This window comes from Phycisphaerae bacterium, assembly GCA_017999985.1.
GTDB lineage: Bacteria > Planctomycetota > Phycisphaerae > UBA1845 > Fen-1342 > JAGNKU01.
The window spans coordinates 309,582-324,290 of sequence record JAGNKU010000002.1 but is presented as its reverse complement, the minus strand read 5'-3'; the positions used below and the strand labels follow the sequence as shown (position 1 = coordinate 324,290).

10 protein-coding genes are annotated in these 14,709 nt (G+C 67.6%); 3 read left to right on the top strand and 7 right to left on the bottom strand.

The features are described from left to right. Window positions 1-59: 59 nt before the first annotated feature. The 3 genes from KA383_04835 to KA383_04825 are packed head-to-tail and all read right to left on the bottom strand — an operon-like array spanning window position 60 to window position 4,100. A complete protein-coding gene (locus tag KA383_04835; GenBank protein ID MBP7745436.1) occupies window positions 60-1,403 on the bottom strand; it encodes a hypothetical protein in 1,344 nt (447 codons plus the stop codon). Window positions 1,404-1,425: 22 nt separating this feature from the next. Next, a complete protein-coding gene (locus KA383_04830; protein ID MBP7745435.1) occupies window positions 1,426-3,438 on the bottom strand; it encodes a hypothetical protein in 2,013 nt (670 codons plus the stop codon). Beyond that, complete coding sequence (locus tag KA383_04825) at window positions 3,423-4,100, bottom strand: hypothetical protein (GenBank protein MBP7745434.1); 678 nt, start codon at window positions 4,098-4,100, stop codon at window positions 3,423-3,425. The genes KA383_04830 and KA383_04825 overlap by 16 nt, the downstream gene beginning before the upstream one ends. A 181-nt stretch (window positions 4,101-4,281) precedes the next feature. On the opposite strand from KA383_04825, the gene KA383_04820 reads away from it, so the two are divergent. The 3 genes from KA383_04820 to KA383_04810 are packed head-to-tail and all read left to right on the top strand — an operon-like array spanning window position 4,282 to window position 9,154. Next, window positions 4,282-6,402 carry a hypothetical protein gene (locus tag KA383_04820; GenBank protein ID MBP7745433.1) on the top strand — a complete coding sequence of 707 codons (2,121 nt, stop codon included), beginning with the start codon at window positions 4,282-4,284 and terminating at the stop codon, window positions 6,400-6,402. Then, window positions 6,399-7,454, top strand: a complete 1,056-nt coding sequence (locus tag KA383_04815; protein MBP7745432.1) for a hypothetical protein — start codon at window positions 6,399-6,401, stop codon at window positions 7,452-7,454. The genes KA383_04820 and KA383_04815 overlap by 4 nt, the downstream gene beginning before the upstream one ends. Continuing rightward, window positions 7,451-9,154, top strand: coding sequence for a hypothetical protein (locus KA383_04810; protein ID MBP7745431.1), 1,704 nt, complete (start codon window positions 7,451-7,453; stop codon window positions 9,152-9,154). The genes KA383_04815 and KA383_04810 overlap by 4 nt, the downstream gene beginning before the upstream one ends. A gap of 122 nt (window positions 9,155-9,276) precedes the next feature. On the opposite strand, the gene KA383_04805 is transcribed toward KA383_04810, so the two are convergent. The 4 genes from KA383_04805 to KA383_04790 all read right to left on the bottom strand — a co-directional run bounded on the left by KA383_04805 (window position 9,277) and on the right by KA383_04790 (window position 14,603). Next, window positions 9,277-9,561 carry a hypothetical protein gene (locus KA383_04805; GenBank protein MBP7745430.1) on the bottom strand — a complete coding sequence of 95 codons (285 nt, stop codon included), beginning with the start codon at window positions 9,559-9,561 and terminating at the stop codon, window positions 9,277-9,279. Between the two features lie 103 nt (window positions 9,562-9,664). Continuing rightward, complete coding sequence (locus KA383_04800; GenBank protein MBP7745429.1) at window positions 9,665-12,823, bottom strand: efflux RND transporter permease subunit; 3,159 nt, start codon at window positions 12,821-12,823, stop codon at window positions 9,665-9,667. Then, the gene (locus tag KA383_04795; GenBank protein MBP7745428.1) at window positions 12,820-13,962 is read right to left on the bottom strand and encodes an efflux RND transporter periplasmic adaptor subunit; all 1,143 of its coding nucleotides are present in this window, start codon (window positions 13,960-13,962) and stop codon (window positions 12,820-12,822) included. The genes KA383_04800 and KA383_04795 overlap by 4 nt, the downstream gene beginning before the upstream one ends. After that, on the bottom strand, window positions 13,959-14,603 hold the full coding sequence (locus tag KA383_04790; protein MBP7745427.1) for a CerR family C-terminal domain-containing protein: 645 nt from the start codon (window positions 14,601-14,603) through the stop codon (window positions 13,959-13,961). The genes KA383_04795 and KA383_04790 overlap by 4 nt, the downstream gene beginning before the upstream one ends. Window positions 14,604-14,709 lie beyond the last annotated feature (106 nt).

Here is a 14,709-nt window from a genome sequence, read left to right as displayed (position 1 = left end):
CCTGAATCTCGATCCTCCCCTCGCCCCTCCCTGACGCGAACGGGGGTGTGGGGCGACTTCTACTCGCTGGCGGACGCGGCGGCGTTTTGGTGCATTTGCGTCGCGATGACCGCGGCACCGTCGGAGGAGATGACAAACGCGTTGCCGATGCCGTTGTGGCAGCGCAGGCAGACGAAGTCGAGCGAGACGCCGGCGTGGCCTTTCTCGTCCTTGATGACCTGTGTGCCGTCCGGTGTGAACATCTGCGTATAGCGCGGGGCCTGCGTGTCGATGCGGAAGATGTGCCCGCGGACATCGCCCATCCGCCCCGGGTCGCGCGTGCCGACCACGTCCGCGCCCGCGACGGAATTGCTCCGGCCGGTGAACGGCATGTGGCAGCTTTCGCAAGTCAACGCCTCCACGTAGTCGCCGCGCACGAATGTGAAACCATCGTGGAACGCGAGGTTCTGATCCGCGTGGCAGCCTACACAGCCGTTGCGAACGCCGGTCGCACGAGCGTACGCAGTCGAGGCGTGCGGGTCGTGGCAATAGCCGCACGCGAAGTCCGCGTGCCCGCCGCTGGCCCGCAACTCGGCGTATTGCGTATTCGGATTAACGTAGCCGTCCGCGGCAAGGATCACATCGGGGTCATCGCCGGCGGTGTGACAGCGTGCACATAGCGCGGCCGACGAATCGACGAACATGGTGCGGGCCTCGGGGTCAGGCGCGTGCTTCGAACCGGGTCCGTGGCAGGCTTCGCACATGACGCCGGGCTCGGACCACGTGCCGCCGATGCCGGGGCGCCCGTCCTGGGTGCGTGGGTCGTCGGCGGTTTGCGGCTGCGGATTGACCGTGTGGCAGCGGAAGCAGTCGTACGCGAATGGCAGCAGCGTGGCTTGCGCGGGCAGGTACTCCGCGAAGCCAGCGCTTGTGCCGTTGGGCGGCAAGTCGAGGTTCCACTGCGTGTTCACGCCGGCGACGCCGTCGGTCAGCACGTAGCCGTCGCGGTCGACGAAGATCGCGCCCTTGGCATGGCCGCCGATGACGTAGCTCACGTCAGTCCAGGCGTATCCGTCCGGGGGGCTGGGCACGCCGGCGCGCGTGGCGTCGGTGGGATAGCTGGGTGCGGCGCCTTCGCTGCGCTTGAGCGCGGAGGCGTGGCCGTGCAAGCGTGTGGCGGCGTCGATGTCGGGGTGGCAGGCGCTGCACGCGGCGGCACCGATGTAGCTGGCACCGCCGTTGGTGGGGTCCTCGGGGTTGTTGAAGACCGGGCCGTCGTCGGGTGGGGTGCCGGGGCAACCGGCGAGGAGCGTGAGTGTGCCCGCCGCTATCACGCCGCTGAGCGCTCGGACGACGCTGGGGCTTCTTCGCGAGGCGGCCGGGGGAGAGGTGTGAATATCCAGGCTGAGCGAGCGCCAGAGCATGCGGTCCTCCTGCGGCGGGCGCCTAGTGATGATGGCACTCGGAGCACAGGTCGATCCAATCCGTCCGCAGCGCCGCCTTCCGATCCACGGGGTTGGCGGCGAGCGCACCCAGTTCGCTGTCCGGCGGAAACATGCCGGCGTAATGCGGGTTATGGCACGTGTAGCACGTGACCCGGTTTTTGCCGAGCGGCAGCCGGGCTGGTTCGCGTCCGGACTCGTCGGCCATGTGCCTTAATTGCGCGCGGCCGACGTTGGCCTGGCCGCTCATTTCATTCATCAGCATCCACTGCCGAATCGCCGGCGTGACCGGCCGGTCCACGTGGCCGAGCGGCGAGAGGTCCCAGTGCCGCACGTGGCAGTTGAGGCACAGGTCGGACGACTCCACGCGCACGTGCGGCTCGAAGCGGCGGCGACCATCCGCTGGTACCTCGGGCCGCCGCGTGTGGCAGAACAGGCAGGCGTCCTCGCGGACTTTGCCGCTGGCGTCACGCTGCTGATGCGGGCTGAAGCGGCCGCCGATGTCCGCGGTGTGGCAGTTGCCGCAGTATTCGAGGGGTTGCTGCGCGTCGTAGTGGCGCAGCAGCACGGCGTTGACGGCGGGGCGCTGGGCGGTGGGCTCGCAGTGGCGTTTGATGTCATGACAGGTCAGGCAGCCGATCGCACCGTCCACGGTTGGCCAGTCGTCCGGCGTTTGGACGAGGTCCGTCTGCGCGGCGCGACCGATGGGGTGTGGATCGGCGGGGGCTTTCACCCCATCGTGGCAGGATATGCAGAGGGCGTTCACCGCTTCAGGGGCGATGGGGAAGAGCTTGCCGCCGGAGGACGTGTGACAAGTCGCGCACCGCGTGGCATCCCAGTGCGGGTTGATCGCCGCAGATTCCGGGTAGGTGGGCTTCCAGTTCGTCGCGGTGCCGGCGGGCAGGGCTTCGGCGGCGGCTTTGTCATTCCCCGCGAGCCAGGCATAGACCCGCACACCGGGACGATCCAGCTGTTCCGCGACCAGCACGTAGTAGGCCGGCACGGTCTCGACCGCGGGGGCAGTCTCCGTTTGTGGCGCGTGGGCGCTGATAGCGACGCCGGCGGGCAGAGCCAGCGCACCTGGTCCCGATCCGGGTTCGCCGAACGCGAGCAACGGCTGGCCGTCGCGGGTGAAGGCATGGACGCGTTGCGAGAAAGTGTCGCTTACGAAGATCGCACCGTCGGGGCCCACGGCTACGTCGCGCGGTCGGCCGAAGCGGCCGGTGGTGTCGCCGGGGCCGCCGACGTCACGAACCCACGTGCCGTCGGGACCCAGCACCTGCACGCGGTTGTTCAGGACATCCACGATGCAGATGTTGCCGTCGGGCGTGCGGGCCAGACTGCGCGGTAGCGAGAACTCGGCCGGGCCTTGTCCGTAGCGACCGATGGAGCGCAGGTGTGCGCCGCTGTCGAGCGCGAAGACCTCGATACGATCCGCGGCGGCGTTGGCGACCCAGACATGCTCGTCGACGGCGAGGACGCCGCTCGGGCGATATGGTCCGCCCTCGATCGTGTAACGCTGTTGGACGGCGCCGTCCGCGGCGACTCGCAACACGCCGCGACGATCGCAGAGCAGGCGCTGGCCGTCCGGGAGGAGGTCGATGGCGAACGGATGCTCGGCGGGGGGCCGGAGTGACTCCTCGCAGATGTGATTCGTGTCGGCGTCCCAACGGAAGACGGTGCTCAGCGCGTGATCGCAGATGAGCACCGCGCGCTCGCGGGCGGCCAGGCCCGTGGGGTTCGCGATGGTGAGAGGCGGCGGCGGGGCGGCCCCGAAGAGGAACAGGGTCAGATTGACTTCGGCCCGGGACGGCGGGGGCGCGCCGCGGAGGGTGCCGAGGGCAACGACGCGTGGAACCTGCGGTGGCGGCGGGTACAGCGGCGAAGGGGCCTGCGCGGTGAGTTCGGGCCGGGTCGTCACGCAGCTCGGAAGCAACGATGCAGCCAAGGCGCCGGCGACCAGCGCGGTGCCGGCGAGCCAGCGGCGATTCGGGATGTACGCTAGAGCCGGTGGCATGCCATGCACATGCGACTGCGTTCGTTACTGATGCGCAACATGCGGCCATATCGATGCGTGTTGTGAGCGTCGTGACAGGTTGTGCATTGGATGCGGCCGTCAGGCAACCAGAGACCGGCGGCTTCGACGGCGGCCGCCGGCTGGTAGTCTGTGGCGGCGGACGGGTAGCGGATGCCGACCGGGTGGCTGCGCAGGCCGCGGGTGCCGAGGCGGGTGTGGCCGAGTTCGGCGGCGACGGTGATCGCGTGGGCGGACGTGTAGACGTCGGGTGCGGTGACGCCATCGTGGCAGCCGAGGCAGAGGAGTGACCAGCCGGTGAGTTCGATGCCGAGGCCCTGGTACGGCCGCAGGGGCAGGGTGGTCTCCGGTCGGCGATCGAGCTGCGGCACCGGCGGCGCGACCTGGTGGGGGGTATGGCAGGGGAGGCACAGGTCGCGTCCGCTCTTGCCCCCCTGGGTGAAATCGTGCTTGCTACCGATCAGCCCGCTGATGAGTGCGGCGCGCGGCCCGGTCTCGCCGGGCTGCGTGGTCGGCTGGGATGTGGCGGCAGGTCCAGCGTCGGGCTCGGCTACCTGCGCGCCACGCAACCCCCCGATGCCGAGGACGCCACCCAACACGCCGGCGATGAGCCAAGACACAGAACCCGGCGGTCGACTGCGCATCCCGGTGCTCCTGAAGACGGCGGACTTGGCGGCTCGTGGCACGAATATAGCGATCGGCCGCGCCGCCGACAATACGTAGACCGCCCCGCGCCGGGTTCATGCTGGACAGGCGCGCGGCGGGCCGGTAGCCTGCGCGCCCAACACGGCGTGTGCGGTCCGCGTCCGCATTTCGGCTGCATCTATGTCGCGAAGGGTCATTTCTACCGGCGGAATGCTCTGCGCGGCCGGCTGGCTGGTAGGGCTCGCCGGCGCGGGAACGCCTGCCGCCGGACAAGACACGCAGCCCGCCGAGGCAGACAGCCGGGCGGCGCCGACTTCGCAGCCCGCCGGCGAGGTCCGCCCGCCGCGGTCCATTCTGGAGATGCGGCGCCTGGCGCTCGAGTTGGGGTTCGATCTCGAGTTCGACCGGCGTGACGTGGACTATGACTATCGCAATCCTGTGCCGCACTCGGCGAAGCAGATCAACCGTGCCCGGCGGCTGGAAGAGACGCTGGGATTGAACACTGCGGGGAGCCTGTTCGGCGAGCAATTCCTGCTGTACGACATCGCGGCGCGCTACGGGCTGACGCAGGAGTGGTTCAGCGAGTCGCGGCCCGGGCCGGACGACGACCAGGGTTCCGACGGCACGCTGCTCGAATACGACGTGAACCTGACCTTTCTGCCGCGCGGGGTGATCTCAGGCAACGCCTATGCCCAACGGCTCGACAGCCGTGTGCCGCGGATGTTCCAGCCCAGCCTGGATCGCACGTACGAACGGTACGGCGGCGGGCTGTCTGTCAACAATGCGAAGTTCCCCATGCGTTTCACCTTTGAGCACACCTGGGACGACTTGACCAGCCGCACGCGGGAGCTGTCGGATGACGAGCAGCGCGGCACCGACATGTTCCGCTACGAGGGCACCTGGCAGATCAGCCCGAACCACGCCCTGCGGGTCGATTACGAGTACAACGATCGGCATGAGCTGTACTCGGGCAGCCGGACGCGCTATGACACGACGCGGCATTACCTGAACCTGAACCACGTGCTGCGCTTCGGCCCCGACGGCAAGAGCGCGTGGGAGACGCTGGCGCGGCTGCAGGACGAGGCCGGCGACCTGGCCCGCGACAATGCGGAGCTCTCCACGCGGCTGCGCCTGCAGCACACGGATTCACTGGCGAGCAACTACGGCGTCCAATACCTGCGCGACTCGTTCCAGGAGCTCACGACCGAGACTTGGCGCGGCGAGGCTGGCCTGGCGCACCAGCTCGGACAGTGGCTGACCACCTCGGCGCAGCTCTACGGCCTGCAGCAGCAGCAGGACTACAACGCGGATTTCTGCGAGTGGGGCGGCGTCCTGAACAGCGCCTTCGCGCAGGACAACGCGTGGGGCCGCTTCTCGGCGAATGCGACGTACAACCACACCGCGACCGAGACGCGGCACGGCGACCGCGGGGGGATTGTCATCGGCGAGTCGGTGACGCTGCGCGACCCGCTGCCGGCGTACCTGGCACAGACGGACGTGAATGTCTGGAGCATTGTCGTCACCGACGCCGGGCGGACGCGCACGTATCTGCCGGCGCGCGATTACGTGATCCTGCGCATGGGACGCTACACGGCGCTACGGCGGGTGGTCACGGGGCAGATCACCGATCGCCAGACGGTGCTGGTCAGCTACACATACCGCGTCTACCAGGACTACAGCCTGCGGCGCGACCGCTTTGATTTCCGCCTGCAGCAGGAATTCCAGTTCGGGCTGACGCCCTACTACGCGGGTTCATTCCAGAACGAGGACCACAACGCGGTGCGTTACCTGGCGTTTCGCGAGCGCGACGTGAACCGGCAGCGGGTCGGGGCCACTTATCGGCGGCGGGGCTGGTCGGTGGGGCTGGAGTATGAATACAACGACGATGCGCTCGATCCGTACCAGGCCATGCACAGCAACGGCGACGTGGTGCTGTGGCAAAGCGCCCGGAACCAGTTGGACGGCAGGGGTACGCTGTCGCATTTTCGATTCCGCGGGGCGGATGAGCTGGAGGCGCACAACACGACACTGCTGGACCTGGGCTGCTCGTACCGTTACCTGCTGGCGCCGAACCTGGAGGCGAATGCCAGCGCCTTCTATCGCTACGAGGACGATTCGCTGAACGGCATCACCAACGGCGTGGACCTCAGCGCGGCGGTGGATTGGCGGCTGGGCTATTTTTCCCTGCGCTTCGAGGCCGAGTATGACATGCTCGATCTGCCGGGCTCGCGCGACGGCGACATGTCGTTCTGGCTCAAGCTGAAGCGCGAGATCCCGATCATCAGCAAGGGGGCCGAATGAGCGCCCTGCGACACAACGCGGTCGTGCGTGCCGGTCTGCTGGCGGCGATGGGCTGCGCCGTGCTGCTCGCCGGCTGCCAGGCACCGTCCGGCCCGATCTTCCCCACGGTCTCACCGCCGATCGTCTGGCCCGCGCCGCCCGACCGGCCGCGCATCCGCTACATCGGCGAGCTGCGCGGCGAGGCCAGCCTTGGCGCGCGGCCGAGTGGCTGGGAAGCGTTTCAGGCGGCGCTTGCCGGCCCGCGGGCACAGGCCGAATTCTCGCGTCCGGCAGCGGTCGCTGTGGCCGGTGAACGCGTTTTCGTGGCGGATACCGGGCTCGGCAGCGTGCACCTCCTCGATCTTGCCGCCCGCCGGTACACGACGATTCGCGGGTCGCCAAGCGATCCGTTGCGTGTTCCGATCGATGTGAGCGTCGGCGATGGCACGCAGTTGTACGTGGTAGATCGCGGGCGCGCAGCCGTGGACGTGTTCGATCTGGACGGCCGGTGGCGCGCGACGCACCGTTGGCCGGAGCTGACGGCGCCGGTGGCGATTGCCTGGGATGCCCGCGGGCGGCGGTTCTGGCTGGCGGACGCGGCGGCGCATGCATGCTTTGCGACGACGGATTGGCGGACGCTGGAACAGCGCGTCGGACAACGCGGCAGCGCGCCCGGACAGTTCAACTTCCCGACGGCGCTGGCCGCGCAACCCGATATCGGTCTCATCGTGGCCGATGCCATGAATTTCCGCGTGCAGGTCTTCGGCGCGGACGCTACGCCGGTGCGTGTTTTCGGGCAGAAGGGCGACGCCGCTGGCGATTTCGCGCGGCCGCGCGCGGTGGCGGTGGATTCCGATCAGCACATCTATGTCGTGGACAACCAGTTCGAGAATATCCAGATCTTCGATCGCGACGGGCGATTGCTGCTCGCGTTTGGGCAGGAGGGGGCGCGGCCGGGCGAGTTCGCGCTGCCGGGGGGACTGACGATCGACGCCCAGGATCGCATCTGGGTGGCGGACGGCTACAATCGCCGGGTGCAGGTCTTCCAGTATCTGTCGGAGAAGGCGTCATGAAGCGGGCAGTTCGGACGCTCGCGTGCGCGTTGTGCCTCGTGTCGGTGGCATGGGCCGACGACCGTATCATGAACTCCAAGCACGACCTGTCGGCGATGGGGCCGGGGCCGGTCCGAGCGCTCGATGAAAGCGAAATCTGCATCTTCTGCCATGTGCCGCACAACGCGAGCCCCGTGGCGCCGCTGTGGAACCGGCACAACCCGACGACGTACTACCGCATCTATCGCAGCAGCACGACCGACGCGCGCGTCGACCAGCCGGGGCCGGCGAGCAAGCTGTGCCTGAGCTGCCACGACGGCAGCCTGGCGATCGGCCTGACCCTCGACCGGGCCATGACCGAGCCGATCCCGATGACACATACGTTCATGCCGACCGGGCCGTCGAACCTGACCAACGACCTGTCCGACGACCATCCGGTCGGCTTCCGCTACGACCGCGTGCTGGCCAACCGCGATCGCCAGATTCGGCCGCCGGAGCTGGTGGACCACCGGATCAAGCTCGGCGAGCGCGGCGAGCTGGAATGCACGGCGTGCCACGATCCGCACAACAATGAGCTGGGTGATTTTCTGCGGATTACCGATCGGAACGGCGCGCTGTGCCTGACGTGCCATGACATGGACGGCTGGTGGCACGGTTCGCACGCGCTCAGCCCACGATCCGTGCCCGTGACAGTTACGAACGGCGAGCAATTGCCGTATCGGTCGCTGGCGGACAACGCGTGTCGTTCATGCCATCTCTCGCACAGTGCGCCGCGGCGCGAGCAACTCCTGTACGATCGGCCATCGCAGTTGTGCATCACGTGCCACGACGGCATCAGCGGGCCGAGCGTACTGTCGGTGCTGGACCAGCGTTCCGGGCATCGCGTAAACAAGCTGCGCGAACTGCGCTCCACCCCGGAGAATCGGCTGCGCGTGGCGCGCTATGTCGAATGCACGGATTGCCACAATCCACATGCGGCGGCGAAGGACCTGTTGAAGGGGCCAATGGGCACACTCAACGCTGGCCCGATCGTGCCGCCGGCGATGTGGGCGGTGCCGGGGGTGAGCCTGCTGGGTGCAACGGTCGAGCAGGCTGGGTTTTACTACGAAGTATGCTTTCGCTGCCACGGCGACCGTCCCGTGCTGCTGACGCAGCGGATCGTGCGGCAGCAGGACGAGGGCGGCAACGTTCGGCGGGAGTTCATGCCGACGGCGGCGTCGGCGCATCCGGTGGCGTTTCCCAGCCGGCAGTCCGGCGAAGTGCCGAGCCTGCGGCCGGAGCTGCGAACGCGGCGGTTCATCAATTGCCAGGATTGCCACAACAACCCGGACGGGGTGAGCGCGGGCGGGACAGAGATCGACGGGCCGCACGGGTCGCGCTATGAGCATCTGCTGGTTGCGCGGTACGAGACGCGCGACTTCACGATGGAATCGCCGCAGGCGTATGACCTGTGCTACCAGTGTCACGATCGCAATTCGATTCTCAGCGATGAGAGCTTCGCGTTGCACCAGCGGCACGTCGTGCGCGGGCGGACGCCGTGCAGCGCGTGTCATGCTGCCCACGGCGTGAGCGGCAGCCCGGCACAGCACGGGCACCTGATCAACTTTGACATTGCCATTGTCGGCGGGCAGCGGTTCTACGTGGACACGGGCCGCTACACCGGCTCATGCACGCTGACATGCCACGGGATCCAGCACGTGAACTTCACGTATCAGCCGTGAGGCGGATTGAGATATGGGCAAGCGGCCGCGGGGGACAGCGAAGCTCTGCTTTGCTTCCGCACGATCAGGGGAGTGCAAAGCTCTGCTTTGCCCCAAGCAAACCAGAGGTTCGCTCTCCCCGCTCACAACATTGACTCTCCCCGCTCAGGCGGTTTGCGCTCCCCGCCGATCCTGACGACCTGCCATTCAAGCCGCTGCCGCCCATCGTACGGCAGCGGCAGCGCGTGCGTCAGAAACAGCGTCACGAAGGGGTTGATGTCGCCAAACGAGGGATACGCGCCGTTGCCATCGATGTCGCCACATGCGGCGTCGCAACCAGCGTAGGTCGTTTGCCACACGGGGAAGTTCGACAGGTAGAGCACGAAGGCGTTGATGTCGAGGAAATCGATGACGGCGTCGCTGTTCAAATCTCCGTGAGAGGATGAGCCAGCGACAGTCTGGGGAGCGTCGGGATGCAGATGTGCGACGCATCGGGGTGGCGGGAGGGGAACGCGCGGCGGGGCAAGCCGGTCAGCTCTGCGAGCCCGGCGTGAAGCTGGGGCTTTCGCCGCTGATCGGCACCGGCGCCAGGACCGGCGTCGCTGCACCAGCCGCGTGGCGGGGCCGGCGGTGGAAGAGCATCCGGAGCTTCTCCATGTACACGAAGAACACCGGCGTCACGTAGAGGGTGAGAAGCTGTGAGAACAGCAGACCGCCGACAACCGCCAGACCGAGCGGCTGGCGCGACTCGGCCCCGGCGCCGTAGCCGAGCGCGATCGGCAGCGTGCCCATCAACGCCGCCATCGTGGTCATCATGATCGGGCGGAAGCGGATCAGGCAGGCTTCGTAGATGGCGTCCAGCGGCGGCTTGCCCTCGTTGCGCTGCGCCTCGAGGGCGAAGTCGATCATCATGATGCCGTTCTTCTTGACCAAACCGATGAGCATGATGATGCCGACGAAGGCGTACAGGCTCAGCTCGACCTTGAAGATCAGCAGCGTGGCCAGCGCGCCGAAACCCGCAAACGGCAACGCCGACAGGATCGTGATGGGGTGGAAGAAGCTCTCGTACAGGATGCCCAGCACCATGTAGATGACCAGGATCGCGACAATGAGCAGCGTGATCAGGTTGCCCAGCGACGCCTGGAACGCCTGGGCGGTGCCCTGGAAGCTGGTGCTCATGTCCGCCGGCAGGGTTTCGCGGGCCAGGTCGTTCACCGCGGCGACGGCGTCGCCGAGCGCGTGGCCCGGCTGGAGGTTGAACGAGATCGTCACGGCCGGCAACTGGCCGGAGTGGTTCACCGACAGCGGCCCGACGGTGGGGACCAGGTCCGCGACCGCATCGAGCGGGACCAGTGTACCGCGGTCGGAGCGCACGTAGAGCAGCGACAGGGCGGCGGCGTTCGCCTGGTATTCGTCCGCGAGTTCGAGAATGACCTGGTACTGGTTGTTCGGGGCATAGATGGTCGAAATCTGCTGGGCCGCGTAGGCATACGAGAGGGCGGACTCGATCTGCGCAGCCGTGACGCCGAGCGTGGTGGCCTTGTCGCGGTCGATCTGCACGGTGATCTGCGGGTTCGCAAGCTGCAGGTCGGTCGTGACGTCCTGGAAGCCGGGCAGGTCGCTCATCTTCTCCGCAAGCACGGGCGCATAGCGGTAGAGATCGTTCGTATCGGGGCTTTGCAGCGTGTACTGGTATTGACTCTTGGCCATGCGGCCGCCGATCGGAATCGTCGGCGGGTTCTGCAGGAAGACGCGGATACCCGGCACCGCGGCGAGCTTGGGTCGCAAGTCCTGGATGACCTGATCGACGGAAGCGTCGCGCTGCGCGCGCGGCTTCAGCTTGATGAACATGGACCCGGCGTTACTGCCCATGGCACGCCCGCCGCCGCCGACGGACGACATGAATGCCTCGACGCGCGGGTCCGCGCGCACGACTTCGGCGGCCGCCTGTTGATAGCGCACCATGGCCTCGAACGACGTGCCCTCGGCGCCCTCGGTCTGGGCGGAGATGCGTCCGGCGTCCTCACTCGGGAAGAACCCCTGCGGCACCTTCCTGAACAGGTAGACGGTCGCCACCAACACGGCGAGCGAGAAGAGCATCGTCAAGCGCCGGTGACGCAGCACCCCGCGCAGGCCCCAGGCGTAGACGTTCAGCATGCCCCGGAAGAAGCGCTCGGAGACAGCATACAGGTGGCCGTGGCGAATCGTGCTCGGCGGTCGAATGAAGCGGCTGCACAGCATCGGCGTCAGCGTCAGGGAGATGACGCCGGACACCAGAATGGCGACGCCGATCGTCACGGCGAACTCGCTGAGCAGGCGGCCGACGAGCCCGCCCATGAACAGCACCGGGATGAACACGGCCACGAGCGAGAGCGTCATCGAGATGATGGTGAAACCGATCTCGCGCGATCCGTTGAGCGCGGCGGTCAGAGTGCCCTCGCCCAGCTCCATGTGCCGGACGATGTTCTCGAGCATGACGATCGCGTCGTCGACGACGAACCCGACGGACAGCGTGAGGGCCATCAGGGAGAGGTTGTCGAGGCTGTAGCCGAGCAGGTACATGACGGCGAACGTGCCCACGAGCGACATGGGCATGGCGACACTGGGGATGGCCGTGGCGGTCAGGCTGCGCAGGAACAGGAAAATGACCATAACGACCAGGGCGAGCGTCAGCCAGAGCGTGAATCTCACGTCGCGCACCGACTCGCGAATGGACGCGGAGCGGTCGTAAAGCTCGCGGATGGACACTGACGCCGGAAGCTGGGACTGGAAGGATGGGAGCAGGTCCTTGACGGCATCGACGACCGCGACCGTGTTCGTGCCGGGCTGGCGCTGAATGGCCAGGACCATCGCGCGCTGGTCGACGAACCAGGCGGCGGTCTTGTCGTTCTCGACGTTGTCAATCACGCGGCCGAGTTGTTCGAGCCGCACGGGGTTCCCGTTGCGATACGCGACGATCAGCGGGCGGTAGGCGCTGGCGCTGAGCAGTTGCCCCGTGGCTTCGATGGTCAGCGCGGTTTGCGGACCGTAGAGTGCGCCGGTGGGCAGGTTGACGTTCGCGTTGCGGATCGCGGTCGCTACCTCGTCGATGCCGATCTCGTGGGCCGCGAGCTTGCGCGGGTCGACCTGGGCGCGGACGGCATATTTCTGGGCCCCAAAGACCATGACCTGGGCGACGCCGTTGACCATCGAGATGCGCTGTGCCATCAGCGTGTCCGCGTATTCGTTCAGCGTGTACAGCGGCAGCGACGGCGACGTGAGCGCGAGGAGCAGCACGGGATGGTCCGCGGGGTTCACCTTGCGGAACGAGGGCGGGTTCGGCATTTCGGGCGGCAGGCGCCGCTGGGCGCGGGCGATCGCCGCCTGCACGTCCTGGGCGGCGGCGTCGATGTCGCGGGTGAGATTGAACTGCAACGTGATCTGCGCTGTGCCCAGCACGCTGGTCGAGGACATTGAATCGATGCCGGCGATGGTCGAAAACTCGCGCTCCAGCGGCGTGGCCACGGAGGAGGCCATCGTGTCCGGACTGGCCCCCGGCAGGCTGGCGGAGACCTGGATCGTGGGGTAATCGACGTTCGGCAGGTCGGAGACCGGGAGCAGGCTGTAACCCATGACGCCGAACACGACCAGGCCCAGCATCAGGAGCGTCGTCATTACGGGACGACGGATGCACAGCTCCGGGAGGTTCATGGGCGGGCTTCCTGCGTCGTGGCGGCCCCGTCCTTGATGCTCACTTTGGCTTCCGCCACCAGCCGGAGCTGACCCTCGGTCACGACGCGCTCGCCGGCTTCAACGCCCTGCTCGATCACAGTGTGGTGGTTGAAACGCAGACCGGCGACGATGGGCCGCAGTTCGACCGTGTTGTCACTCTGCACGACGTACACGAAGTCCCCCGCCTGGCCCGTTTGCACTGCGGCGTTCGGCACAACGACCGCGTTGGGCTGCATGGTCAGCGTCAGCACGGCGTTGACGTATTGGCCGGGCCACAGGCGGCGTTGCTCGTTGGCGAAAGTTGCCTTCAGCTTGAGCATGCCCGTCATCGAGTCGACCTGATTGTCGATGAAGGTTAATTCGCCGCGCTCGGGCAGGCCGCTGTCGCCGGGAATGGTCGCGACCACGGGCAACCGGCCGTGAGCCTGGCGCGCGACGACGGCGGCGAAGTGCTGCTCGGGCACCGCGAACGTGACGTAGATCGGGTTGATCTGATTGATGACCACCAGTTCGGATTCGTTGGCCTTGACGACGTTACCCGGGTCGGCCAGGCGTGTACCGGTGCGGCCGGCGAGTGGCGAGCGGACGGCGCAGTACTCCAGGTTGAGCTTGGCTTCGTCGACCGCAGCCCGGGCGGCCTGCACCGTCGCGCGTAAGGATGCCGCCGTCGCCACGCTGGTCTCGTACTCGCGCTGCGTGGCCACCCCCTGCCGGAACAGGCCGGTGGAGCGCTGCGCTTCGGCCTCGGCGTCGTCCGCCAGGGCGGTGTTCTTGGCGAGCGTCGCCTCGGCCTCCCGTAACGCGGCCTCGAAGGGGCGCGCGTCCAAATCGAAGAGCAGGTCTCCGGCCTGGACGTCCTGGCCCTCGGCGAAGTGCGCGGCGACGATCTGCCCGGTGACTTGCGGCTTGACGGTCACGGTGGCGTAGGCTGCCGCGCGCGCGATCGAGTGCAGCTCGACGGGCACGTCCTGTCGGACAGCGGTGGCGACTTTGACCGGCAGGGGATCGGCCTGGACGGCGTGCGACCGGTTGGCCGCCGCGTCGTGCCGGGAGCAGCCTGCGAACCCGGCTACCAGAATCGCAAGCCACGGCAATGGTCGCGGTGTCGCGCACCTCACGGGGTGGTCCTCGGGAATAGTGTCTTCGATTTTAGCGCGGCCAGCGAGAAGCGCACGATGTGATCGGTGAGGCGGTCCACGTCGGTCGGCCAGCGCTGCCCCGGCAACAGCCGCGCGAGCAGATGCCGGGCGTGATGGTAGTGCAGGCACTGGCCGACGATGCTATTGGCCAGCAGGTTCCGCTTCTCATCGCTGTCGGCGGCCGGGCACAGGTCGCGCACGATTTCGGCCAGCAGCCGGTAGCGCGGCCGGATCGAGTCGGTGATGAACGTGTCGAACGCCGCCGTCGGCTCGAGCATCTCGCGCGCCATGAGCAAGCCGTGCCAGGCCGGCCGGCCGAGGTCGAGCATCCGGGCCAGCAGGCTGCGCACGAACGCGCGCAGCCGCTCTTCCGGCGTGGCGTGCGCGGTCAGGCCGAGCGTGGGGGGGTACTTCTCGTGCGCGGCCTGGTGCGCGTCGCGCAGGACGGCGGCGTAGAGCCCTTCCTTGTCGCGGAAGTGATAGTTGATGGCGGCGATGTTCGCGCCGGCGCGCTGACAGATGTCACGCACGGTGGCGAGCCGGAAGCCGCGCTCGGCAAACACCTCGCCGGCCGCGTCCAGCAGCCGTTGTCGCGTAGCGGGTTGAGAATGCTCGGTCACGGCGGCGGACCCATGCTGAACATACGTTTGAAGCGGTAGTTTGAAACATCGGAGCGCGGAAGTCAAGGGGGTGACGTGCGGCGGCGCCGGGACGCGCTGCGTTGCC